The organism is Amycolatopsis sp. NPDC001319 (assembly GCF_042896185.1).
Classification (GTDB): domain Bacteria; phylum Actinomycetota; class Actinomycetes; order Mycobacteriales; family Pseudonocardiaceae; genus Amycolatopsis.
In genome coordinates, this window is the sequence record NZ_JBIAWY010000021.1 from 1 (window position 1) to 23,749 (window position 23,749).

Annotated in this window: 24 protein-coding genes; 13 read left to right on the forward strand and 11 right to left on the reverse strand. The window is 70.9% G+C overall.

Annotated elements, in window-relative coordinates; translation table 11 throughout:
• Positions 1-89: 89 nt before the first annotated feature.
• Entirely contained in the window at positions 90-1,682 is a 1,593-nt protein-coding gene (locus ACFY1H_RS45790) for an acyl-CoA synthetase (protein ID WP_386956290.1), read from the reverse strand.
• A gap of 62 nt (positions 1,683-1,744) precedes the next feature.
• On the opposite strand from ACFY1H_RS45790, the gene ACFY1H_RS45795 reads away from it, so the two are divergent.
• From ACFY1H_RS45795 to ACFY1H_RS45805, 3 genes are all read left to right on the forward strand, one after another.
• On the forward strand, positions 1,745-2,533 hold the full coding sequence (locus tag ACFY1H_RS45795) for a crotonase/enoyl-CoA hydratase family protein (RefSeq protein ID WP_386956362.1): 789 nt from the start codon (positions 1,745-1,747) through the stop codon (positions 2,531-2,533).
• A 65-nt stretch (positions 2,534-2,598) separates the two neighbouring features.
• On the forward strand, positions 2,599-2,964 hold the full coding sequence (locus ACFY1H_RS45800; protein WP_386956291.1) for a hypothetical protein: 366 nt from the start codon (positions 2,599-2,601) through the stop codon (positions 2,962-2,964).
• Positions 2,961-4,604, forward strand: a complete 1,644-nt coding sequence (locus ACFY1H_RS45805; RefSeq protein WP_386956292.1) for a DUF4268 domain-containing protein — start codon at positions 2,961-2,963, stop codon at positions 4,602-4,604. Before ACFY1H_RS45800 ends, ACFY1H_RS45805 begins: the two co-directional genes overlap by 4 nt.
• A 4-nt stretch (positions 4,605-4,608) precedes the next feature.
• Here the strand turns inward: ACFY1H_RS45805 and ACFY1H_RS45810 are convergent, their stop codons facing one another.
• Positions 4,609-6,132: an acyl-CoA synthetase gene (locus tag ACFY1H_RS45810; RefSeq protein ID WP_386956293.1), complete on the reverse strand. Its 1,524-nt coding sequence runs from the start codon at positions 6,130-6,132 to the stop codon at positions 4,609-4,611.
• A gap of 80 nt (positions 6,133-6,212) precedes the next feature.
• Between ACFY1H_RS45810 and ACFY1H_RS45815 the strand changes: the two genes are divergently transcribed.
• Genes ACFY1H_RS45815 through ACFY1H_RS45825 form a run of 3 tightly spaced genes read left to right on the forward strand, consistent with a single transcriptional unit; the run spans position 6,213 to position 9,415 of the window.
• Positions 6,213-7,190, forward strand: a complete 978-nt coding sequence (locus ACFY1H_RS45815; protein WP_366583388.1) for an OB-fold domain-containing protein — start codon at positions 6,213-6,215, stop codon at positions 7,188-7,190.
• A 9-nt stretch (positions 7,191-7,199) separates the two neighbouring features.
• Positions 7,200-8,252: a thiolase domain-containing protein gene (locus ACFY1H_RS45820; protein WP_366583389.1), complete on the forward strand. Its 1,053-nt coding sequence runs from the start codon at positions 7,200-7,202 to the stop codon at positions 8,250-8,252.
• Positions 8,249-9,415, forward strand: a complete 1,167-nt coding sequence (locus ACFY1H_RS45825) for a thiolase domain-containing protein (RefSeq protein ID WP_366583390.1) — start codon at positions 8,249-8,251, stop codon at positions 9,413-9,415. The genes ACFY1H_RS45820 and ACFY1H_RS45825 overlap by 4 nt, the downstream gene beginning before the upstream one ends.
• Here the strand turns inward: ACFY1H_RS45825 and ACFY1H_RS45830 are convergent.
• From ACFY1H_RS45830 to ACFY1H_RS45840, 3 genes are read right to left on the reverse strand one after another with little or no spacing between them, the layout of a single operon-like run.
• Positions 9,410-10,426 (reverse strand): YhjD/YihY/BrkB family envelope integrity protein, encoded by a 1,017-nt coding sequence (locus tag ACFY1H_RS45830; protein ID WP_386956294.1) that lies wholly within the window; start codon positions 10,424-10,426, stop codon positions 9,410-9,412. The two genes, ACFY1H_RS45825 and ACFY1H_RS45830, sit on opposite strands and share 6 nt — an antisense overlap.
• Before the next feature lie 50 nt (positions 10,427-10,476).
• On the reverse strand, positions 10,477-11,253 hold the full coding sequence (locus tag ACFY1H_RS45835; protein ID WP_366583392.1) for a transglutaminase-like domain-containing protein: 777 nt from the start codon (positions 11,251-11,253) through the stop codon (positions 10,477-10,479).
• A gap of 37 nt (positions 11,254-11,290) precedes the next feature.
• Entirely contained in the window at positions 11,291-12,517 is a 1,227-nt protein-coding gene (locus ACFY1H_RS45840; protein ID WP_366583393.1) for a cytochrome P450, read from the reverse strand.
• Positions 12,518-12,735: 218 nt separating this feature from the next.
• Here ACFY1H_RS45840 and ACFY1H_RS45845 point away from each other — a divergent pair, with 218 nt between their 5' ends.
• Together ACFY1H_RS45845 and ACFY1H_RS45850 are read left to right on the forward strand one after the other, a co-directional pair.
• On the forward strand, positions 12,736-13,929 hold the full coding sequence (locus tag ACFY1H_RS45845) for a steroid 3-ketoacyl-CoA thiolase (protein WP_386956295.1): 1,194 nt from the start codon (positions 12,736-12,738) through the stop codon (positions 13,927-13,929).
• An 18-nt stretch (positions 13,930-13,947) separates the two neighbouring features.
• A complete protein-coding gene (locus tag ACFY1H_RS45850; protein ID WP_366583395.1) occupies positions 13,948-14,310 on the forward strand; it encodes a VOC family protein in 363 nt (120 codons plus the stop codon).
• Between the two features lie 6 nt (positions 14,311-14,316).
• On the opposite strand, the gene ACFY1H_RS45855 is transcribed toward ACFY1H_RS45850, so the two are convergent.
• The 4 genes from ACFY1H_RS45855 to ACFY1H_RS45870 all read right to left on the reverse strand — a co-directional run bounded on the left by ACFY1H_RS45855 (position 14,317) and on the right by ACFY1H_RS45870 (position 17,865).
• On the reverse strand, positions 14,317-14,931 hold the full coding sequence (locus tag ACFY1H_RS45855) for a hypothetical protein (RefSeq protein WP_386956297.1): 615 nt from the start codon (positions 14,929-14,931) through the stop codon (positions 14,317-14,319).
• Positions 14,932-15,730: 799 nt separating this feature from the next.
• Positions 15,731-16,201, reverse strand: a complete 471-nt coding sequence (locus ACFY1H_RS45860; RefSeq protein ID WP_366583397.1) for a pyridoxamine 5'-phosphate oxidase family protein — start codon at positions 16,199-16,201, stop codon at positions 15,731-15,733.
• A gap of 37 nt (positions 16,202-16,238) precedes the next feature.
• Positions 16,239-17,135, reverse strand: a complete 897-nt coding sequence (locus tag ACFY1H_RS45865; protein WP_366583398.1) for an SDR family oxidoreductase — start codon at positions 17,133-17,135, stop codon at positions 16,239-16,241.
• Between the two features lies 1 nt (position 17,136).
• Positions 17,137-17,865 (reverse strand): SDR family oxidoreductase, encoded by a 729-nt coding sequence (locus ACFY1H_RS45870; protein WP_366583399.1) that lies wholly within the window; start codon positions 17,863-17,865, stop codon positions 17,137-17,139.
• Positions 17,866-17,944: 79 nt separating this feature from the next.
• Here ACFY1H_RS45870 and ACFY1H_RS45875 point away from each other — a divergent pair, with 79 nt between their 5' ends.
• The 5 genes from ACFY1H_RS45875 to ACFY1H_RS45895 all read left to right on the forward strand — a co-directional run bounded on the left by ACFY1H_RS45875 (position 17,945) and on the right by ACFY1H_RS45895 (position 22,203).
• Complete coding sequence (locus ACFY1H_RS45875) at positions 17,945-18,697, forward strand: enoyl-CoA hydratase family protein (protein WP_366583400.1); 753 nt, start codon at positions 17,945-17,947, stop codon at positions 18,695-18,697.
• Complete coding sequence (locus ACFY1H_RS45880; RefSeq protein ID WP_366583401.1) at positions 18,694-19,554, forward strand: CoA-transferase; 861 nt, start codon at positions 18,694-18,696, stop codon at positions 19,552-19,554. The genes ACFY1H_RS45875 and ACFY1H_RS45880 overlap by 4 nt, the downstream gene beginning before the upstream one ends.
• 70 nt (positions 19,555-19,624) lie before the next feature.
• On the forward strand, positions 19,625-20,344 hold the full coding sequence (locus tag ACFY1H_RS45885; RefSeq protein ID WP_366583402.1) for a CoA-transferase: 720 nt from the start codon (positions 19,625-19,627) through the stop codon (positions 20,342-20,344).
• On the forward strand, positions 20,341-21,393 hold the full coding sequence (locus ACFY1H_RS45890; RefSeq protein WP_366583403.1) for a nitronate monooxygenase: 1,053 nt from the start codon (positions 20,341-20,343) through the stop codon (positions 21,391-21,393). The genes ACFY1H_RS45885 and ACFY1H_RS45890 overlap by 4 nt, the downstream gene beginning before the upstream one ends.
• A gap of 9 nt (positions 21,394-21,402) precedes the next feature.
• The gene (locus ACFY1H_RS45895; protein ID WP_366583404.1) at positions 21,403-22,203 is read left to right on the forward strand and encodes an alpha/beta hydrolase; all 801 of its coding nucleotides are present in this window, start codon (positions 21,403-21,405) and stop codon (positions 22,201-22,203) included.
• Positions 22,204-22,207: 4 nt separating this feature from the next.
• Here ACFY1H_RS45895 and ACFY1H_RS45900 read toward each other — a convergent pair whose 3' ends face one another.
• Positions 22,208-23,110 (reverse strand): cytochrome P450, encoded by a 903-nt coding sequence (locus ACFY1H_RS45900; RefSeq protein WP_386956299.1) that lies wholly within the window; start codon positions 23,108-23,110, stop codon positions 22,208-22,210.
• A complete protein-coding gene (locus ACFY1H_RS45905) occupies positions 23,107-23,685 on the reverse strand; it encodes a VC0807 family protein (RefSeq protein WP_366583406.1) in 579 nt (192 codons plus the stop codon). The genes ACFY1H_RS45900 and ACFY1H_RS45905 overlap by 4 nt, the downstream gene beginning before the upstream one ends.
• Positions 23,686-23,749 lie beyond the last annotated feature (64 nt).

Consider the following 23,749-nt stretch of genomic DNA (forward strand, 5'->3'; position numbering starts at 1 on the left):
CCGGAATCGCACACCTCCACAACATCCTCCTCACCGACTGATCCACAACACCAGCCCCATCAACCACAAGACCAGTTACGAGACATCCCTTAGGCGGGTTCGTGTTCGGCTGCGTAGCGCTGGGCCCACGGGTAGTCGGGTTTGCCGCTGGGCGAGCGGCCGATCTCGTCGGCGAGCCAGACCGTGCGCGGCACCTTGTAGCCCGCGATCTCGGTGCGCAGGTGCGCCTCGATCGCCGCGAGGTCGGGCGCCACGCCGGGCCGCGGCTGCAGAACCGCGGCCACGCGCTGGCCGAGGCGCTCGTCGGGGACGCCGATCACGAGCGCGTCGAACACGTCGGGGTGGGATTTCAGGGCGCCCTCGACCTCTTCGGGGTACACCTTCTCGCCGCCGGTGTTCACGCACTGCGAGCCGCGGCCCAGGAGAGTCACCGTGCCGTCGTCCTCGTAGCGGGCCCAGTCGCCGGGCACGACGTAACGCACGCCGTCGACGTCGGCGAAGATCGTGCGGCTCTTCTCGGGGTCGTTGTAGTAGCCGAGCGGCACGTGGCCGCGGCGGCCGATGAGCCCGACCGCGCCCGGCACGCGCTCGACGACCGCGCCGTCCTCGTCGAGCAGGATCGCGTCCTTGCCGAACATCACGCGCGGTCCGGCGCTGTGGTCGGAGTCCTTGCCCACCATGCCGATCCCGGTGAAACCGCTTTCCGACGAGCCGATCGCGTCGGTGAGCACGACGCCGGGCAGCAGGTCGAGCAGCTCCTGCTTCACCGACTGCGAGAACAGCGCAGCGTGACTGGACACGGCGACGAGCGAAGAAGCGTCGTAGTCGCCCTCGCGGTAGGCCTCCACCAGCGGGCGCGCCATGGCGTCACCGACGATGGTCATCACCTGAACCTTGTTCTCCTGCACGGCTTTCCACACGTCGTGCGCGTCGAACTGCGGCACGAACACCACCGGGCTGCCGGTGAACAACGCGCCGAACGCGGCCCACTGCGCGGCGCCGTGGATGAGCGGCGCGGCCGGCAACCGGGTGAGGCTGCCGGCTTTGCCCTGCTCGGCGAGCGTCCACTCGTCGGGCACGTACTCGCCGGTGACGAAGTTGATGCCGCCGCCGAGCGCGCGCCAGATGTCCTCGTGACGCCAGAGCACGCCCTTCGGGTAACCGGTGGTGCCGCCGGTGTAGAGGATGTAGAGGTCGTCGGCGCTGCGCTCGGGGAAGTCGCGGCACGGGTCGTGCCGCGCGAGCGCTTCCTCGTAGGCGACGCCTTCGAAGGCCGCGTCCGACCCGTCTTCGACGACGACAACGTGTTTCAGTTTCGGCGTCTCGGGGAGGACTTTCGCCACCTTGCCGGCGAAGCGGCGCTCGTGCACGAGGGCGACCAGATCGGCGTTGCCGAACAGGTACCTCAGCTCGCCGTGGACGTAGCGGTAGTTCACGTTCACGGCGACGGCGCGCAGCTTGTACGCGGCGAACATCGTTTCCAGGGCCTCGATGGAGTTGCGGGAATAGACACCGATGTGGGACCCGCGTCCCACGCCGTGGGTGGCGAGGTGGTGCGCCAGGCGGTTCGCGCGGGCCTCCAGCTCGGCGAACGTCACCTGCCTCGCTCCGCACACGACCGCGACACGCTCCGGCACGGCGTCGACGGCGTGCTCGAGTAGATCCGCGATGTTGAGTGCCACGCCCTTCAAAGTAGAACATGTTATCGTTCTGGGCAATGGCCCGCGTTCTCCGGGAGGTTTCCTTGGCCGCACCCCACGCCCTCGTGTCCCTGGAAGGCCAGACCCTCGTGGTGACGATGAACCGCCCCGAGGCCCGCAACGCGCTCACCGGCGAGATGCTCGCGATCATGACCTCGGCGTGGGACCGCGTGGACACCGATCCGCAGGTGCGCTCCTGCATCCTCACGGGCGCGGGCGGCGCCTTCTGCGCGGGCGCCGACCTGAAGTCGATGTCCCGCAACGCCCCTTCCGACGCCTTCGACTCCGGCGCCTTCGACCCGAGCCGCATCGACGGTCTCCTGAAAGGCCGCCGCCTTTCGAAACCCCTACTCGCGGCCATCGAGGGCCCCGCCATCGCCGGCGGCACCGAAATCCTCCAGGCGACGGACATCCGCGTCGCCGGTGAATCCGCGCGCTTCGGCGTCTCCGAGGCCCGCTGGGGCCTGTTCCCCCTGGGCGGCTCCGCCGTGCGGCTGGCGCGCCAGATCCCCTACACCCTCGCCGCCGACCTCCTCCTCACCGGCCGCCACCTCTCGGCCCCCGAGGCCCTCGCCTGCGGCCTCATCGGCCACGTCGTCCCCGACGGCACCGCCCTCTCCCGCGCCCTGGAACTGGCGTCACTCATCAACGCCAACGGCCCCGTCGCGGTCCGCGCCATCCTCCGCACCCTGCGCGACACAGAGGGCCTGCCGGAGAACGAGGCCTTCAAACTGGACGCCAAGTACGGCATGGAGGTCTTCGCGTCGGCCGACGCGAAGGAGGGACCGCGCGCGTTCGCGGAGAAGAGGAAGCCACGGTTCGAGGGTCGTTGAGACCAGTTCCAGCGTGATTTTCACGAGGCGTAACGGGGGAGCCCGCCGAACCGACACGTGCTCATGTGATAAACGGCAACGCACGCATCGCGGTCGACGGCGAACCCGACGAACTTCGCTCGATAGCGAATTGGTTCCAACACGAAGAAGAGTTCCGAGGTCGCGTTCGGCCCGTGGACGCCGAGCAACAACCGGGCGACATGGGCGGAACCCTGGAAGCGCTGATGATCGCCATCAGTTCCGGTACCGGTACCGCTTTCGTCACCAGCCTGTTCACGTACCTCGGCCAGCGGCGCAAGGAAGTAGTCCTGGACCTGGACCTGAAGCGCGAATACGGTCGCGAACTCCGGTTGAAGTTGACCGACAAGCACACGCTCGACGCCGCCATGAAGCAGGCCGACGCATTCTTCTCCGCAAGTGGGTCTCCATGAGCCACGAACCCGATCGCGATCATTCGTGGGCCGTGCTCATCGGCACCAGCGACTACGAATCCGGTGATCTTCAGCCACTCCGCGGGGTGCACAACAACCTCGTGGCTCTCGAGCGCGCTCTCACCAATCCTGCGACCGGAGTCTTCCGAGAAGATCACTGTGTAGTCGTGGACAACCCGCATTCCGCGAAAAGTTTCATGACCAGATTGAGTATCACAGCTCGACGAGCTCAGGATGTTCTTCTCGTGTACTACGCCGGCCACGGCATACTGAGCGGACCTGATGGCGATCTTTATCTCGCCGTTCACGAAACTGACGAGGAACTCGCCGACAACACAGCGGTGAAGTTCGAGACCATCAAGAACGTGATCGGAAACAGCGTCGCCAAAGTCCGGATCCTGATCCTCGACTGCTGCTTCTCCGGCAGGGCGATCGGCGCGATGTCCAGCACGTCGGCCGCGGTGAACCAGATCTCGGCGGCCGGGACCTTCGTCCTCACGTCCAGCTCGGCGAACAGGATCTCCCGCTCAGTGCCTGGCGAGCGGTACACCGCTTTCACCGGAGCGCTGGTCAATCTGCTCGACGCCGGCTTGCCACAAGGGAACCCAGAGGTCCGACTGCACGACTTGTATCCCCAGCTGTCCTCGGCCATGGCAGAGAAAGGCCTCCCAAGCCCCAGGCAGCGAGTCAGCGACAGCAGTGCCGACGTCGTACTTCGTCGGCCGCCCGTAACCTCTGCTGCGCCACCACCAGAGCAGTCACAGGTCACGACGGTCCAGGCGCCCCCTCCCGAGCACACCGAGTCGTCCTCGATGCCGACGACCGGCGTGGCGCCACTGGTACCCCCGCACCAGCCCGACACCTCGGCGACGCCTCGGCAGTCAGTGGTCTCGGCCGGCGCCCTCAGGGGCATAGGAAGCGGCCTGCGCACGACGGTCGTCTGGGCTCTCTTCGCGCTGAGCGCGGTGCTGCTCATCGCCACCATCGGCGCCGGCGCGAGTGGTGGCTACCGGGACGCCGCAACCGGGGTCGTCGGCTACGTGTTCTTCTCGCTCATCTTCGTCGCGTGCTCGATCGCTCCGACCCGGAGACTGCTGAAGCGTCGGGCCCAACGAGTTCGGTCTGGAGAGCGCAGCGACGAAGTCGAGGAAGCCCCAGTCTCGACCGATCTCGTGGACCAGCGAAAAGCCTTCTACACCGACGTCTTCGCGCGGTTGGAAGCCTCAGGCGTAGGAATCCGCACTCCAGCGATTCCCTCGACCAACTGGTGCGACTTCGCCAGTGGCCCGTTCGGCCGCTACGCGCTGGTGTTCAGCAAACACGGCTACCGCGTCGAGATGTACCTCGACACGGGGAAAGCGGCGTCGACCTCGGCACTGTTCGATCGACTTCACGAGCAGCGCGAGGAATTCGGCGGGCGAACGTGTCTGGATCTCACATGGGAGCGACTCGATCGAGCCCGCGCGAGCCGGATCGCGGTGTATCTGGAGGGTTTCGACCTGCAGCACGCCGAAGCCCAGAGCCGGAGCGAAGCCGCGGAGTGGTCGGCGCAGACGGTCCAGACGTTGTACCGGACCTTCGACACCACGCTGCGATCCCTAGCCCGCGAACTGAAGGCCCTCGACGGACAACCCACCTGACACCTCAGGAAACGTACCGCTCCCTCAACCTCCTCTTGTACAGCTTCCCGTTCGGGTCCCTCGGCAGCTCGTCCAGATAGTCCACCGACCGGGGCAGCTTGAACCGCGCCAAGCGGGTCGCCGCGAAAGCCAGGAGTTCCGAAGTCAAGGCAGCAGAGGGAGAAACGCCAGGAGCCGGCTGCACCACCGCCTTGATCTCCTCGCCCCAGTCGTCGTGGGGGATGCCGAAGACGGCGATGTCGGCGATTTTCGGGTGCATCACCAGTTCGCCCTCGATTTCGGCCGGGTAGATGTTCACGCCGCCCGAGATGATGAGGTCGGCGGCGCGGTCGTGGAGGTAGAGGTAGCCGTCGGTGTCGAGGTGGCCGATGTCGCCCAGGGTGAAGAGCGAGCCGACGCGGGAGCGTTGGGTTTTCAAGCGGTCGCCGTGGTATTCGAAGGACGAGTCGCCCATCTTCAGGTACACCGTGCCGACCTCGCCGGGCGGGACCTCGACGCCGGCGGAGTCCAGGACGCGCACGGTCGAGCCCGGCCAGGGCAGGCCGACGGAGCCCGGCTTGCGCAGCCACTCCTCGCCCGTGATGACGGTGCCGCCGCCTTCCGTGGCGGCGTAGTACTCCGTGACGACCGGGCCCCACCAGTCGAGCATGCGGCGCTTGACCTCGGGCGGGCACGGGGCGGCGCCGTGGATCATCACGCGCAGCGAGGACAGGTCGAAGCCCGACCGCACTTCGGGCGGCAGCGCGAGGAGGCGGCGGAACTGCGTGGGCACCATGTGGCTGTGCGTCACGCGATGCCGCTCGATCAGGCGCAGCATGTCGGCCGCGTCCCAGCGGTCCATGAGCACTGCGGTGTGGCCCAGCTGCACGGAAATCGCGACGAAGTTCAGCACGGCCGTGTGGTAGAGCGGCGAGCCGCACAGGTGCACGTGCCCGTCGAAGGGCGCCAGGCCGAAGATCCCGAAGAACCACGTCGACGCCGCCGGCACCTCGTCCGGGTCGGCGCCCGTCAGCGGCCGCCGGACACCCTTGGGCCGGCCCGTGGTGCCCGACGTGTAGAGCATCGGCGAACCCGCGGTCCTGGAACCGGGCCGCCCCTCCCCCAGACCCGCGCCCAGCTCCTCCATCCGCTGGAAGCCCGGCACCTCCCCCACGGCGAACCGCGCCCTGATCCCGGCCTCGTCCGCGGCCGCCACGGCGACGTCCGCGAACCGTTCGTGCGCCAGGAAAGCCTTCGCCCCGCTGTCGGCCAGGATGTACGCGACCTCCGGCGCGACGAGATGCCAGTTGACCACCACCACGTACAGCCCCGACTGGATCGCGGCGAAGTAGGCGGCCAGCAGCTCGTCGCCGTTGGGCTGCAGCAGCACGATCGCGTCGCCGGCCTCGAGGCCGAGCTCGCGCAGGCCCAGCGCGTAGCGGTTCGCCTTCGCCGCCAGCTCGCCGTAGCCGACTTCGCGACCGTCGGGGTCCACCAGTGCCGCGCGGTCCGGCTCGGCCGCGGCGATCGTCCACAGTCCCAGGTCCATGGCTCCAAATCTAGAACGCGTTACACATACGCACAACAGCCATCTTGCCTGTAATTCGAGAACGTGTTTCACTCAGGAACGTGACGGACACCCCGCTCTCGGCGCCGCTCGACGTCGGATTCGACTACACCCGCTCGACCGGGCCGGTGCTCGGCCGGTTCGTGAACGCCCTGCGCGAGCGCCGGATCGAAGGCGTCCGCGGCAGCGACGGGCGCGTCCACGTGCCGCCGCCCGAGTACGACCCCGTGACCGCCGAAGCGCTCGGCGAGTTCGTGCCGGTGCGCGCCGAGGGCACCGTCGTCTCCTGGACGTGGTGTGCGAAGCCGCTGGAAGGCCAGCCGTTGTCGCGCCCGTTCGCGTGGGTCCTGGTCAAGCTCGACGGCGCCGACACCACCCTCCTGCACGCCCTCGACGCCGGCGAACCCGGAGGAGTCCACACCGGACAGCGCGTCAAAGTCCGGTGGGCGACCGAAACCGTCGGTCACATCCGCGACATCGCGTACTTCCTGCCAGCGGACGCACCCGAAACCGAACCCACCGAACCTCCACCCCCGGTGGCGAAACGCGAAGACGGCGCCCCCGTCGAGGTCGTCATCACCCCGGTCCACCTGCACTACCGCCACTCCGCGTCCCCCGAGGAAAGCCGCTACCTGCGCGCGCTCGCCGAAGGCCGGCTGATCGGGCAGCGCTGCCCCGCCTGCGCGAAGGTGTACATCCCGCCGCGCGGCGCGTGCCCCACCGACGGCGTGCCGACCACCGACGAGGTCGAGCTGCCCGACACCGGCATCGTCACCACGTTCTGCATCGTCAACGTCCCCTTCCTCGGCCAGCGCATCAAACCGCCCTACGTCGCGGCCTACGTACTCCTCGACGGCGCCGACATCGCCTTCCTGCACCTCGTGCTCGGCTGCGCCGCCGAGGACGTGCGGATGGGCATGCGCGTGCGCGCGGCGTGGCGGCCGCGCGAGGAGTGGTGGACGTCGCTGGAGAACATCAGCCACTTCGAACCGACCGGCGGGCCTGACGCGCCGTACGAATCCTTCGCCCACCACCTGTGAGGGGGACGCATGCCCGAAGTCGCCGTCGCCGGGTTCGCGCAGGCACCGAACGTCCGCGAGACCGCCGGCACCACCAACGGCGTCGAGATGCTCGTCCCGATCCTGGCCGAGGTGTTCGCCGCCACCGGATTGTCCAAACAGGACATCGGGTTCTGGTGCTCCGGCTCGTCGGACTACCTGGCCGGCCGGGCGTTCTCCTTCATCGCGGCCGTCGACGCCATCGGTGCCTTCCCGCCGATCCACGAGTCGCACGTGGAGATGGACGCCGCGTGGGCGTTGTACGAGGCCTGGCTGAAGATCCGCATGGGCGAGGTCGACACCGCGCTCGTCTACAGCTTCGGCAAGGCCAGCGCCGGGCAGCTGCGCCGGGTGCTCGCGCTGCAGCTCGATCCGTACGTGCTCGCTCCCCTCTGGCCCGATTCCCTCGCCATCGCCGGGCTGCAGGCCAGGCTGGGCCTCGACGCCGGGCTCTGGTCCGAAAAGGACCTCGCCGAGGTCGCCGCCCGCAGCCGCGCCGACGCGGCCGGAAACCCCGCCGCGCAGCTGTCGGGTGAGGTCGACGTCGCCACCCTGCTCGACACTCCGTACGTCGCGGATCCCTTGCGCGCCCACGACATCGCGCCGGTCACCGACGGCGCGGCCGTGCTCGTGCTGGCCGGCGCCGAGCGGGCGAAGGACCTCGTCGACCGGCCCGCCGTCCTCACCGGCGTCGAGCACCGCATCGACTCCCCCGTCCTCGGCGCCCGCGACCTGACTCGGTCGCCGTCCACCGAAGCCGCCGCCCGCAACCTCGACCTCGACGGAGTCGAGCTGGCCGAGCTGCACACACCGTTCACGCACCAGGAACTCATCGTCCGCACCGCGCTCGGGCTCCGCGACGGCGTGCGGATCACGCCGTCCGGCGGCGCGCTCACCGGCAACCCGATGTTCTCCGCCGGCCTCGCCCGCATCGGCGAGGCGGCCGCACGCATCCACCGCGGCGAGGCGGGCAAAGCCCTCGCCCACGCGACGAGCGGCCCGGCCCTGCAACAGAACCTCCTCGCCGTGCTGGAGGCGCGATGACCAAGCAGCTCGCGGCCGTGCTCGGCACCGGCCAGACCCACCACCGCGCGAAGCGCACCGACGTCTCCATGCCCGGCCTGCTGCGCGAGGCCATCGATCGCGCGATGGCCGACGCCCAGGTCGGCTGGGACGACATCGACGCCGTGGTGCTCGGCAAGGCCCCCGACCTGTTCGAGGGCGTGATGATGCCCGAGCTGTTCCTGGCCGACGCGCTGGGCGCGACCGGGAAACCGTTGCTGCGCGTGCACACCGCGGGTTCGGTCGGCGGCTCGACGGCGCTGGTCGCCGCGTCGCTCATCCAGGCCGGGGTGCACCGGCGCGTGCTGACGGTGGCGTTCGAGAAGCAGTCGGAGTCCAACGCGATGTGGGGGCTTTCGATCCTGCCGCCGTTCCAGATGCCGGTGGGCGCCGGCGCGGGCGGGTACTTCGCGCCGCACGTGCGCTCCTACATCCGCCGCTCGGGCGCGCCCGCGCACGTCGGGGCGATCGTCGCCGCGAAGGACCGGCGCAACGGCGCGCTCAACCCGTATGCGCACCTCCGGCAGGCCGACATCACCGTGGAATCCGTGCAGGCGTCGCAGATGCTGTGGGACCCGATCCGCTACGACGAGACGTGCCCCTCCTCCGACGGCGCCTGCGCCATGGTGCTCGGCGACGAAGCCGCGGGCGACGCGGTGCCGGGCGGGGCCGCGTGGATCCACGCGACAGCGATGCGCACTGAGCCCACCACGTTCGCCGGCCGCGACCAGGTGAACCCGCAGGCCGGGCGCGATGCGGCGAAAGCGTTGTGGCACGAGGCCGGGATCACCGACCCGCTGTCCGAAGTGGACGTCGCCGAGATCTACGTGCCGTTCTCGTGGTTCGAGCCGATGTGGCTGGAGAATCTGGGGTTCGTGCCGGAGGGCCAGGGCTGGAAAGTCACCGAGGCCGGCGACACGGCGCTGGGCGGCCGGCTGCCGGTGAACCCGTCGGGCGGGGTGCTGTCGTCGAACCCGATCGGCGCGTCGGGGATGCTGCGGTTCTCCGAGGCGGCCAAGCAGGTGATGGGCCGTGCGGGCGACTACCAGGTCGAGGGCGCGCGCGTGGCGCTCGGCCACGCGTACGGCGGCGGCTCGCAGTACTTCAGCATGTGGGTGGTGGGCTCGGCCAAACCCGGCTCATGACCGGCGCCGGCCGCGCAGCGCGAACAGCGTGCCGAGCGCCCCGAGCACCGCGCCGAGGGCGAGCGGACCGGCCGTGTGCTGGCGCGGCGCGATGACCGGCCGCAGCTCCGTGGGCGACGGCGGCGGGACCGGTTTCTGCGGTGCGTCCCGAGCCGTGGCCGTCCAGGCTGTGATGTAGATGAGCATGCGCGCGATCAGGGAGATGAAGAACAGCAGACCGATCACGGATCCGAACGCGACGCCCGAGGGCGACGCGCTGATCAAGTTCAGGTAGATGCCACCCGCCTGCTTGAGCAGCTCGAACCCCAGCGCCGCCGCGACCGCGCCCCGCATCGCGCTGCGCCAGCCGACGCGTTCGCGGGGCAGCCGTGTGAGCACCCAGAGGAACACCAGCCAGTCGGCCAGCAGCGCGAGGGGCACCGACGTCGCCGAGAGCACGGAGTGGCCCCAGCTGGTGTCGTCGACGCCGACGAGTTTCAGCAGGTAACGGCCCATGGCCGTGCCCGACACGGTGATGCCGAACGACACGATCAGCGCGGCGGCGAGCCCCAGCAGCGCGAGCACGTCCATGAGGATCGTGCGCAGCAGCGGCCCGTCGGAGCGGTTCTGCCCGTACATCGCCGTGAGCGCGTCGCGCAGGGAGTTCATCCAGTTCCACCCGGAGTACAGCCCGACGACCAGACCCGCGACGCCGACGCTGGTGCGCTGCTCCACGAACCCGGTGAGCAGGTCCGACGCCTTCTCACCGAGCGCGCCGGGCAGCGTGCCGGAAATGGCGTGCAGCATCTGATCGAGCAGCTGCGGCTGCGTGGCCAGCACGAACCCCGCGGCCGACGACGCCAGCATCAGAATCGGCACCAGCGAGAGCAGGCTGAAGTACGTGATCGAGGCGACGTAGTGGTAGCCCCCGTAGTCGAGGTACCGGTTGGTGGCCAGCGCGAGGTGGTCGAGCCAGCGGTACCGGGCCCGCGCGCGGGCCCACCGGCTCGGCCCCGGCAGTTGAGGGTTCACGGTCACTGTCTACCCAGCCGGAGCCGGGTTTGTCGCACCGGACCCGCCTTTCACCCCAGGACGACGAGTTTGTCGTGATCGTCGGGCGGCGGCGCGCTGTCGGTGGTCGCGAAGACGGTGGCGCCGAGGAACTCGAGCTCGCAGCCGAGCGGGGTGAGGAACCCGGTGTCGGCGGCGTCGCGACCGGTGGCGATGCGGAGCATCACGGAGCGCGGGGCGAGGCGGGTCGCGTCGAACACGAGCCAGCGCCCGCCGACGCCGGCCTCGAACACGGCGTGGAAGTCCATCGGTTTGAGGCCCGGGGCGTACACGGTGGTGAAGCGGGCGGGGATGCCCGCGGCCCGGCAGAGGGCGACGCAAGCGTGGGCGAAGTCGCGGCAGGCACCTTCGCCGGATCTCAGGGCGGTGGCGGCGTCTCGGCCCCAGGGGGTGGCGGCGACGTAGTTCAGCCGGTCGTGGACGTGGTCGGCGATGGCGCGGACGCGGGTGCGGTCGTCGCCCTCGCCGGGTTTCAGGGCGGCCATGCGGTCGGACGGGCAGAAACGGCTCGGGCGGGTGTAGCGCGCGAGGTCGGCGAGCGTGACGGGCTCGGCGGCGGTGCGGCAGAGCGTGCGTTCGCCGTGGTAGGTCACGCGGTGCTCGCCGGCGGGGAGGTCGTACACCTCGGCGCGCGTGCCGTGGTCGAGCTCGGCGATGCGGGGAGCGCCGGCGGCGGAGACGGTGAGCTCGTCGGTGTCGGCCTGGACGGCGGCGACCGAGATCGCGGCGAGACCGGGCTTCGTCACCCGGACGCCGAACTCGACGTCGACCGTCACGCGTTGCGCCACCAGGCCATCATGCCGGTTTCGGGCGGATCGAGCCTGGTCAGGCGTAGCGGACCGGGTAGTGCTTGATGCCGTTGAGCCAGCTGGAGCGCAGCCGCTGCGGGGGCGCGGCCTCGGTGATGCCCGGCATGACGTCGGCGATCGCGGAGAAGATGAGGTCGATCTCGAGGCGGGCGAGGTTGGCGCCGAGGCAGTAGTGCGAGCCGGTGCCGCCGAAGCCGACGTGGGGGTTGTCCTCGCGGAAGACGTCGAAGCGCTCGGGCTCGTCGAACACGTCGGGGTCGAAGTTGGCGGAGCTGTAGAACATGCCGACGCGGTCGCCGCGGCGGATGTGCGCGCCGCCGAGCTCGGTGTCGCGTGTGGCGGTGCGCTGGAACGCGACCACGGGCGTGGCCCAGCGGACGATCTCGTCGGGCGCGGTCTTGGGCTTTTCCTCGCGGTAGCGCGCCCACTGGCCGGGGTGGTCGAGGAAGGCCTTCATGCCGTGGGTGATGGCGTTGCGCGTGGTCTCGTTGCCGGCGACGGCCAGCAGGATCACGAAGAAGCCGAACTCGTCGGAGCCGAGCGCTTCGCCGTCGACGTCGGCCTGCACGAGCTTGGTGACGATGTCGTCGACCGGGCAGCGGCGGCGTTCCTCGGCCATGTTCCAGGCGTAACCGACGAGCTCGGCGCTCGCGGTGAGGGGCTCGAGCTCGTACTCGGGATCGTCGTAGGCCACCATCTGGTTGGACCAGTCGAAGATCTTCATGCGGTCCTCCTGCGGCACGCCGATGAGCTCGGCGATGGCCTGCAGGGGCAGCTCGCACGCGACGTCGGTGACGAAGTCGCCTTCGCCCTTGCCTTTTGCCTCCGCGACGATGCGCTCGGCGCGTTCGCGCAGGGTGTCTTCGAGCTTGGCGATGGACTTCGGCGTGAAGCCCTTCGCGACGATGCGGCGCAGCTTCGTGTGCTGCGGGGCGTCCATGTTGAGCAGCACGAGGCGGTTGGCGTCGAGGTTCTCCGACGTCATCTGGTCGTCGAAGCGGATGATGGCGGTTTTTTCCCACGACGAGTACAGCTCGCTGTCGCGGGAGACCGCCTTGACGTCGGCGTGGCGCGTGACGACCCAGTAGCCGTCGTCCCCGAAGCCGGCGGTGTTGCGGCGCTGCGGGTTCCACCACACCGGCGCCGTGCGGCGAAGCTCGGCGAACTCCTCCAGCGGCAGGCGGTCGGCGTAGAGGTCCGGGTCCGTGAAGTCGAAACCGGCGGGCAAAAGCGGAGCGGCCACGGCTGCCTCCTGCACGGGATCGGCGGTGATTCGCGCACTGCAACACGTTCTATGAGTTATTGGAGCATACGGTGTTAACTTACGGAACCCCGTTTGGTGATACCCGTTTACTTTACCGATTCTGCGCAGGTTAACGAGCGCTCAGTTGATGAAGATCAATATCAGCGGGCAGCTGGGAGTTCTTGCGTCAAATAGAAACGTGTTCTAGTTTTGGCCGGGTGAACACTGTTAGCTCTCCTCGCGAGCCCGTGCTCGTCGCGGCGGTGCGCACGCCGATCGGCAAACGCGGCGGCCGGCTCTCGGGCCTGCACCCGGCCGAACTGCTCGGCGCGGCGCACCTCGCGGTCCTCGACCGCAGCGGCATCGATCCCACCCTGGTCGACCAGGTCATCGGCGGCGCCGTCACGCAGGCCGGCGAACAGGCCGGCAACGTCACCCGCACGGCCTGGCTCCACGCCGGCCTGCCCCCCACCACCGGCGCCACCACCATCGACGCCCAGTGCGGCTCGGCTCAACAGGCGGCCCACCTGATCGCGGGCTTGATCGCGGCGGGCGCGATTTCGGCCGGGGTGGCGTGCGGGGTGGAGTCGATGAGCCGGGTGCCGTTGGGGGCGAACCGAGGGGTGGCCCGATCGGACAGCCGCTCCGGTGCTGCCACCGGGTCGCCGCGGCCGGAGTCGTGGTCGATCGACCTGCCGGACCAGTACCGGGCGGCCGAGCGGATCGCCGTGCGGCGCGGGCTGACGCGCGCGGACGTCGACGAGTTCGGGGCCGCTTCGCAGCACAAGGCCGCGGCCGCGTGGGCGGACGGACGGTTCGACCGGGAGGTCGTCCCGGTGAAGGCGCCCGACCCGGTCTCCGGGGAACCGCGGCTGATCGCCCGGGACCAGGGGCTCCGGGAGACCACTGTGGACGGTCTGGCCGCGTTGAAACCCGTGCTGCCCGACGGCATCCACACGGCCGGCACGTCGTCCCAGATCTCCGACGGCGCCGCCGCGCTGCTGCTGATGGACGCCGCGCTCGCCCGCTCCCTCGGGCTGCGCCCCCGCGCGCGGATCCTCGCCCAGGCCCTGGTGGGCGCCGAGCCGTACTACCACCTCGACGGGCCCGTCCAGGCCACCGACCGCGTGCTGGCGCAGGCCGGCATGACCATCGACGACCCGGACGTGTTCGAAGTCAACGAAGCATTCGCCTCGGTCGTCCTTTCCTGGCAACGCGTGCACTCCCCCGACCCGGCCCGGGTGAACGTCAACGGCGGCGCCATCGCGCTCGGCCACCCCGTCGGCAGCACCGGCGCGCGTCTCCTCACCACGGCGTTGCACGAACTCGAACGCCGCGACGCCGCGACCGCCCTCGTCACCATGTGCGCAGGCGGCGCGATGTCCACGGCGACAATCATCGAACGGCTCTGAGCGGCCTACGCTGGGGCGATGAAACTGACGGCGACCGTCCTCGGCGCGCCCGACCCGCGCGCGCTGGCGAAGTTCTACCAAGCGCTGCTGGGCTGGCCCCTCGGCGCGGACGAGCCGGACTGGGTCACGCTGCGGCCGCCCGAGGGTGGGCCCGGGCTGTCGTTCCAGCTGGAACGAGAGCTGGTTCCCCCGAAGTGGCCGCAGAAGCCCGGCTACCAGCAGATGATGCTGCACCTGGACATCGAAGTCGACGACCTGGCGAAGGCCGGCGCGAAAGCCGTCGCGGCCGGGGCGCGGCTCGCCCCGTTCCAGCCGCAGAAGCACGTCCGCGTGTACCTCGATCCGGCCGGGCACCCGTTCTGCCTGTGGGTCAACCCCTGACCCGGCTCACGACAACGGCACGGCGACAACCCCGGGCGGCATCCGCTCCGGCTCACGCCGCCACGCCGCGGCGAAGGCGTGGGCGAGCCGCTTCGGAACCTCGACCTGCGCGCCGCCCCCGTGGAAGTCGATGGTCACCAACGTCGCCTCGACCTCCCACGGCACGCGGCGCAGCAGCTTCGCGTAGTCCGCGCTCGACGACACGAACCCGAGCACCCGCCGCGCACCGAGCCGGTCCACCTCGTACCGGATCGCGTCCTCCAGCGTGCCGGGCGGCCAGTCGCGCTGGCGAAGTTTCCGGTCGTAGTAGGCGATCGGCTCCTCCGCCCTGGCGACGCCGTAGCCACCGCTGAGGATGAGCAACCGCCCGGACGCCGCCGCGTCGGGCAGCGCGTCGCCGACGTTCCGGTAGAAATGCCCGCTGTACCGCTGCCACGCCGGCAGCCACGCCCGCTCGTCGACCGCCGACCGCGGCAGGAGCTCCTCACGACCGCGGAGCAACCCCTCGGGCCAATCCGCCCGCCCCACCGGTCGCGAACTGCCACCGACGACCTTGGCCTTCGACGGCCCGATGATCAGCAACGTGCCGGGCTCGTCGACCAGGCCCTCCACCAGACGCATGCCCGCATTCAACCACCCGGCCCAACGCCTCCACGGCACACGTGATCGACCATCCGGGCGGGTCGAAACCGGCGTTGCCCAGGGCCGCCGGACACTCGGACTGACGCGGTCGCGAGCCGATCACGCCGAGCGCACCCTGACACCGCCACGGACAGTCGTCCCCGCAGCGGAAACGCCGATCGAACTCGCCCGCCGAACCACCGAGAGCCGCTCGGCCGCACGCCGCCCGCCCCGACAGACCGGACCGCTCCCCGGCGCCACCCGTCCCGGCGCGCAAACGCCTTCGCACAAACCGGCGACACTCAGCCAATCACCGTGTGCACCACCAGTCGTAGGTTAGGCCGAACGAAACGCATCCGCCGCAGGCCGTCCCAGCCCGCAGCCGCGCAACACTCAACTGAGCACCGTGCGCCCCGCCGGGGAGTATCCGGCCGGGCGAAACCCCCGGCACCGCCCGGCCCGGCTCGTGGCAAACCTCGCAACAACTCGACTGAACACTGCACGCCCCGCTAGGCCGTTGCCCGGCCGTGCGAAACGCACCCTGGCACCGCCCGCCTCAGCCCACGGCTACGCCGGTCCCCGAAACCCCGTAACGCTGAACCGCACCGTGCGCCCCGGCAGACCGTCGTCCAGGCGACCGAAACGCAACCGCCGCATGCGGTCCCTGCCCGCAGCAGCGCCGATCCTCGGGCCCCAACGCTCAACCGCACCGCGCGCCCGGCAGGGCGTTGTCAGGCCGTGCGAAACCCCCGGCATCGTCCGGCTCGGCTCGCGGCCGTGCCAGCCGACCCAGCAACCCTCAACCCAGCACCGTGCGTTCCACCGGTCCGTTGTCCGGCCGGGCAAACCGCACCCAAGCGCCCCCGTCATGCCAGGACTCCACAAAAAGCGTGTTGTCCGCGACCCACGTGTACACCGCCTCGTGGATGTCCAGTTCGAAGAGGTGGCTGTCGGCGTCGGCGCGGGCGTCCGTGATTTCGCGGGCGACGCCGGCGAGTTTGGCGTCGCCGGGGCCGTTTTCTTCGATGCCCGGGTAGGCGTGGAGGGCGAAGCGGCCGTCGTGTTGGAGGTCGCGGGCTTTGCGGGCGGCGAGCATGGAGCCGATGTAGAGGGAGCCGTCGTCGCGGAAGGAGACTTCGGAGCCGCTCACGCGGGGGGAGCCGTCGCGGCGCAGGGTGGCCAGGACGTGGGACTCGCCGCTGAGGAAGCGTTCGTGGATGCGCTCGGCCAGGGAGGGGGCGGCCGCCGCGAAGGTCTGCCAGGTGGTCATGCGAGAGAGTCAAGCACGCGCCACCGACAAAACCGGCTCAAGCGCCGTACACCGGTTCAGGTGAAGGCGCCGAGGCCAGCAACGAAGCCACCACCGGGCCCAGCTCGGCCGGCTCCCAGCGCGCGCCCTTGTCGCGCGACGGGCCGTGGCGCCAGCCGTCCGCCACCGACACGCGGCCACCGTCCACTTCGAACACCCGGCCCGTGACCCCTGAAGACTCGACGGAACCCAGCCACACCACCAAAGGCGACACGTTCCCCGGCGCCATCGCGTCGAACCCCACCGCCGGCGCCGCCATGTCGAACGTCCCCTCCGTCATCCGCGTCCGTGCGGCCGGCGCGATCGCGTTGACGAGCACGCCGTAGCGCGCGAGCTCGGCCGCGGCCACCGACGCCAGCCCCAGGATCCCCGCCTTCGCCGCCGAATAGTTGCCCTGCCCGACACTCCCCAGCAGCCCCGCGCCCGAGCTCGTCAGCACCACCCGCGCCTCCCGCGCGCGCCCCGCCTTCGCCTCCGCGCGCCAGTACGCGGCCGCGTGCCGCAACGGCGCGAAGTGCCCCTTCAGATGCACCCGCACGACGGCGTCCCACTCGTCCTCCGACAGGTTCACCAGCATCCGGTCCCGCAGGAACCCGGCGTTGGCCACGAGCACATCGAGCCCACCGAACGCCTCCACCGCCGCCGACACCAGCCGCGCCGCGCCGGACCACTCGGCGACGTCGTCGGTGTTCGCCACCGCTTCCCCGCCCAGAGCACGAATCTCCGACACCACCGAACCCGCCGGGCCCGCCGCACCCCCGCTGCCGTCCAGCGAAGCCCCGACGTCGTTCACCACCACCCGCGCCCCCTCGGCCGCGAACGCCAGCGCGTGCGCCCGCCCGATCCCGCGCCCCGCACCGGTGACCACCACGACCCGACCGTCGACCAGCCCCACGTCACACCCCTTCCGAACCGGCCCGCAGATACGCCGGCGCCTCACCACCGCCGTGCACTGCCAGCCGCGCGCCACTCACGTACGAAGCCAACGGGGAAGCCAGAAACACCGCACACGCCCCCACTTCCGCGGGCGTCGCCAGCCGCCCCAACGGCACGGTCGCGGCAACCGCGGGGTCGTAAAGCGAAGGCGCGGTCCCCACCATCCCCACGTCGAGCGCGTTCACCCGCACCTTCGGCGCCCACTCCACCGCCAACGTCGCCGTCAGGTTGTCGAGCCCCGCCTTCGCCGCCCCGTACGCCGCTGTCCGCGGCGAAGGTCGCGTCGCGCTGACGCTGCTCACGTTCACGATCACGCCGCCGGTTTCCTGCTGCTGCATCACCGCGTTCGCCGCCTGCGCCACCCCCAGCGGCGCCAGCAGGTTCAGCGCGACCACCTTCTCGTGGAACCGCGCCGACGCCGTCGAAGTGTCCGCGAACGGCGCTCCCCCGGCGTTGTTCACCAGCACGTCGAGCCGCCCGTACTCCGTCACCACGAAGGAAACCAGCCGCGTCACCTCGGCCGGCTCTCGCACGTCGCACCGCACGAAATCCGCCCCGCCACCGCTTCTCGCGCACACGACGACCCGCGCGCCCGCCTCGCGGAACACCTCGGCGATCCCGGCGCCGACCCCGCGCGTCCCGCCGGTGACCAGCACGACGGCACCATCGAGGCGAAGATCCAGTGCCACCCGAGACCTCCCGCCGCGTCGCCGTTGCCGTGCTAACGTACCAAGCAAGTGCTAGGTTTGTAACCCGTCAGAGGTGACCATGACCGTGTCCACGCACTCCCCGGAGTCCGGCGTCGCCGTGGTGACGGTGGCCGCCCCGCCGGTCAACGCGCTCACGGCCGGCGGCTGGTTCGCTCTCGCCGAAGCCGTCACGAACGCGGGCCGTGATCCCGGAACCCACGTCGTGGTGCTGCGCGCCGAGGGCCGCGGCTTCAACGCCGGCGTCGACATCAAGGAGATCCAGCGCGACCCCGGCCACACGGCGCTCATCGGCGCGAACGAGGGCTGTGCCGCCGCCTTCTCCGCCGTCTACGACTGCGCGGTGCCCGTGATCGCCGCTGTGCAAGGGTTCTGCCTCGGCGGCGGAGTCGGGCTGGCAGGCAATGCCGACGTCGTCGTGGCCAGCGAAGACGCCGAGTTCGGCCTGCCGGAGGTCGACCGTGGCGCGCTCGGCGCCGCCACGCACCTCGCACGGCTCGTCCCGCAGCACCTCATGCGCGCGCTGTACTACACAGCCGAAACGATCTCCGCGAAACAGCTTCACCACCACGGTTCCGTGTACGCGGTCGTACCCCGCGAAGAGCTCGACGCGACCGCCCTGGCCCTCGCCCGGCGGATCGCCGCGAAGGACACCCGCGTGATCCGCGCGGCGAAGCAGGCCATCAACGGCATCGACGTGCAGCCGGTGCACCGCAGCTACCGCTTCGAGCAGGGATTCACCTTCCAGCTCAACCTCGCCGGCGTGTCCGGCGCCGCCCGGCAGCAGTTCCTCGACGGAGAGGGAAAGCCTTGAGCGACAAGCGGATGACAGCCGACGAGGTCGTCGCCGAGCTGCGCGACGGCATGACGGTCGGCCTCGGTGGCTGGGGCTCGCGGCGCAAGCCGATGGCGCTCGTGCGCGCGATCCTGCGCTCGCCGTTGAAGGACCTCACCGTGGTCTCCTACGGCGGCCCGGACGTCGGCCTCCTCGCCGCCGCGGGCAAGATCCGCCGGTTGGTCTTCGGGTTCGTCACGCTCGACTCGATCCCGTACGACCCGTTGTTCAGCCGCGCCCGCGAAGCCGGCGCGTTCGAGGTCACCGAGTACGACGAGGGGGTGCTCAGCACCGGCCTTTCCGCCGCGGCGCAACGCCTTCCGTTCCTCCCCACCCGCGCCGGCCTCGGCTCCGACGTCGTGACGCTGAACCCGCATCTGCGCACGATCCGCTCCCCCTACGCCGACGGCGAAGAGCTCCTGGCCGTCCCCGCGCTCAAGCTCGACGCCGCACTCGTCCACCTCAACCGCGCCGACGCCCGCGGCAACGCCCAGTACCTCGGCCCCGACCCGTACTTCGACGAGCTGTTCGCCCTCGCCGCCGACCGCTGTTACGTCTCCGCCGAACGCGTTGTCCCCACTGCGGAACTGTCCGCCGCACCCCTGCAGAGCCTGCTCCTCAATCGCGCCAGCGTGCACGGCATCGTCGAAACCCCGCACGGCGCGCACTTCACCAGCGCCGTGCCCGACTACGGCCGCGACGAGAACTTCCAACGCCACTACGCGAGCGTGGCCAAGGACCCGGACCGGTGGCCGCGGTTCGCCGACCGGTTCCTCTCCGGCGACGAAGCCCAGTACCAGCGCGAAGTCGCCCGCTTCGCCGAGGAGGCGGCATGAGCTCACGATCGCGCCGGCCCGCTCGTGCCGCCGGCCGGGCGCGGGTGTCCCGCAAGACGCAGGAGGCGGCATGACCGACGTGACGCGCGCCGAGTACGCCGTGATCGCGTGCGCGGAGCTCTTCCGCGGCGACGGCGAGATCCTTATCAGCCCCATGGGTTTCATCCCGAGTCTGGGCGCGAAGCTCGCGCGGCTGACGTTCGAACCCGACCTGCTGCTCACCGACGGCGAAGCCGCCCTCGTCACCGCGGACGGCGTCGTCGAAGGCTGGCAGCCGTTCCGGAAGGTGCTCGACACCGTGGTGCCGCACGGAAAACGGCACGTCGTGATGGGCGCGAACCAGCTCGACCGTGAAGGCAACCAGAACATCTCCGCCATCGGCCCACACGCGAAGCCGGCGAAGCAGCTTCTCGGCGTACGCGGCGGGCCCGGCAACACCGTGAACCACCGCACGAGCTACTGGGTGCCGCGCCACAGCCGGCGGGTGTTCGTCGACCGCGTGGACGTGGTGTCGGGCGTCGGCTACGCGCGGGCGGATTCCCTGCCGTACCACGACGTGTACCGCGTGGTGACCAACCTGGGGGTGCTCGACTTCGGCGGCACCGGCCACGCGCCGCGGCTGCTTTCCGTGCACCCCGGGGTTTCCGTCGAGGACGTCACCGCGGCGACATCGTTCCCGCTCGACACCACCGGCACCGACCGGACCCGCGCGCCCAGCGACCACGAGCTGCACCTCATCAGAGAAGTCCTCGACCCGAAGTCCTTGCGCGACAAGGAAGTTCCGTCGTGAGGACGGCGCTGACCGATCTCGTCGGCGTCCGCCACCCCGTCGTCCAGACCGGCATGGGCTGGGTCGCCGGCCCCCGCCTCGTCTCCGCGACGGCCGAAGCCGGCGGCCTCGGCATCCTCGCCTCGGCCACCATGACCTACGACGAGCTGGCCACCGCGATCAAGGAAACCCGGGCCCGCACCGAGAACCCGTTCGGCGTCAACCTCCGCGCCGACGCCGAAGACGCCACCCGGCGCGTCGACCTGCTCATCACCGAAGGCGTGAAAGTCGCGTCCTTCGCGCTCGCGCCAAACCGCGAATTGATCACCAAGCTCAAGGACCACGGCGTGGTCGTCCTGCCGTCGGTCGGCGCGGCCCGGCACGCGGAGAAGGTCGCTGACTGGGGCGCCGACGCCGTCGTCGTGCAGGGCGGCGAAGGCGGCGGGCACACCGGCGGCGTCGCCACGACGCTGCTGCTGCCCGCCGTGCTCGACGCCGTCGACATCCCCGTGGTCGCCGCGGGCGGCTTCTTCGACGGCCGGGGCCTGGCGGCCGCGCTCGCGTACGGTGCGGCCGGGATCGCGATGGGCACCCGGTTCCTGCTCACGCGCGAAAGCACCGTGCCCGACGCCGTGAAGCAGCTGTACCTGGACCACGACCTCGCCGGCACCGTCGTCACGCGCAAGGTCGACGGGCTGCCGCACCGCGTCCTGCGCACCGGCCTCGTCGACGCGCTGGAGAAGTCCGGCCCGCTCGCCGGGTTCGCGCGTGCCGCGGCGAACGCCGCCCGGTTCCGCCGGTCGAGCGGGCTTTCGTGGGCCGCGCTCGTGCGCGAGGGCCTGCGGCTGCGCACCAGCGGGCGGACGCGGGCGCAGGTGCTGATGGCCGCCAACACGCCGATGCTGCTGCGCGCAGGCCTCGTCGACGGCGACCCGGCGGCCGGGGTGCTGGCGTCCGGGCAGGTCGTCGGGCTGCTGCGCGACCTGCCCTCGGTGGCGGACCTGATCGAGGGGATCGTGGCCGACGCGGAGGCGATCCTGCGCCGCCTCGGCGACGGCCGTTGTGCTTGACTTCAAGGCATGATCTCGGAAAGCCGCTGCCCGGTCGCGGAGGGCGAGCTCGCCGTCCGCACCGGTGGCGAGGGCCCGATGCTGCTGCTCATCCCCGGGGGCACCGGCGGCGCGGACTCGCTGCGCGCGCTCGTCAAGCAACTGCAGACGGACCACACCGTGGTCACCTACGACCGGCGCGGCCACTTCGCCAGCACCGACTCCACCACGGGTCCGGTGCCGGTTTCCCGGCAGGCGGACGACGCGCTCGCCGTGCTCGACCACATCGGCGCCGGCCCGATCCCCGTGTTCGGCACCAGTGCCGGCGCGCAGATCGGCCTCGACCTCGTGGCCCGCCACCCCGACCGGGTGTCGGTGCTCGTCGCGCACGAACCGCCCGCGGTCCAGCTGATGCCGGACGCCACGGGCTGGCTCGAGGCCGCGAACGACCAGATCCGGCTGGCCCGTTCGGGTGACCTGATGGGCGCCGTCACGCGCTTCGCCGACGGCATCGCGGGCGCGGCGCTGCCCGATCTGCCCAACTTGCGCCTGCCGAACGAGGCCGACTGGCTGCGCTTGTTCGACCGCGAGCTCGCCGAGTTCTTCGACTACCTGCCTGACCTGCGCGCCCTGCGTCGCGCGAGCACCGAGATCGTGCCCGTCGCCGGCGAAGCCAGCCGCGGCCGTTACCACTACCAGCCGGCGAAGATCCTGGCGCTCGAGCTGGGCCTGCCGTTCGTCGAGGTCCCCGGCGCGCACCTGGCGCCGCAGCGCAACGCGCCGAAGTTCGCGGCCGCGCTGCGCGAACTGCTCGCGTCGGCGCAGGCCTGAGCGCTCACCACGTCACGGGCAGCTCGGCGAACGCCGTGTGCCCGACGTCGGCGCGCAACCGCAGCTCTCCGGCCGGCACGGCGAGGTGGAGATCCGGCAGGAGCCGCGGCAGGGCCGTGAAGACCGCCTGCAGCTCCAGCCGGGCCAGTGGCGCGCCGAGGCAGTAGTACGGGCCGTGGCCGAACGCGAGGTGGCCGGTGGCGTCGCGGTGGACGTCGAACTCGTGCGCGCCCGGGAACTCCGTCTCGTCGAGGTTCGCCGCGACCGCGCTCAGCAAGACGACGTCGCCCGCTTCGACACGGTGGTCACCGACGTCGAACCCGGCCGTGGCCCGGCGAGGACGGCCACCGTTCGGCGGGTGCAGGGGAAACCGGAGGATCTCCTCGACGGCGCCGGGCACCAGCGAGGGATCGGCCCAGACAGCCGCCCGGTGCGCGGGGTGGCAGTCGAGCAGCACGACACCCTTGTCGATCGCGGTTGTGGTGGTGACGTGGCCCGCGTAGAGCAGCAGCGTCGCGTACCGGGCGGCTTCGGCGGGCGGGACTTCGCGGACGAGCTCGGACAGCAGATCGTCCGCCGGGTGGCCGAGCTTGAAGCGAGCGACGTCGGCCAGATCTTCCCCGGGTGGGGCGCCGAGCAGCCGGCGGATCACCAGCTCGGGGAACGGGTCCGAGAACGCCGCGTGGAAATCGACAGGCGGGCCGCTCAGTTCCGCGAGCAGCCGCTCGGCCAGCGCGTCGACATCCCCGCGCAGCACAGCCAGACGCCGGGCTGCGAAGGCACCGCTGAGCAGGCGGCGCATCCGCCGGTGCTCGGCCGGGTCGCGGGCGGGCAGCGGCTCGAGCCGCGGGTCGGCGAAGAGCCGCTTGACCTCCGCGTGCCCGCGCACGACCCACGGCTCGCTCACGCCGCACGCACGCGGTTGCGGTAGACGAACACCGCCAGCAGCCCGGCGCCGATCACGGCGTAACCGACGGGCTTGCCCACGGCCAGGAACGTCGCGGTCGGCAGCGAGATCGCCAGCACCAGCAGCACGGCCGCGTGCACGGCCAGAACGCCGCCGAGCAGAGCGGTCATCACGGTGATCCCCCGGCGCTGGGCCGGCGCGGGCGCGGGACGGCCGGTGAACCGGAAGACCAGCAGCAGCAACGGCTTCCCGATCACCGCCGAGCCGACCAGCACGATCCCCACCGGCCCGGTGAGCACGGCGTCCTGCAGCTTCACCACGAGCTCGTTGCCGCCCGTGAGCCCGAGGACCACGAGCATCACCACGAACCCGGCGATCGCCACCACCCCGATCGGGTCCAGCCGGCGGCGGACGGCGAACTGCCCGACCGTGACGAGCAGCGGGATGGCCGCGGAGATCGCCAGCGCCACCACCTCGCTCCCCACGACGGGCTTCAGCAGCAGGTACACGACCAGCGGCAGCGCGATGTTCAGCACGAGGCTCGGCAGCAGCCGGCGCAGCAGTTCGGGTTTCACGAGCAGGTCCTCCCCTTCGGCGACTAGGACCTGCTCAGCGTGGCTTCCGGCGCCGCCTCACCGC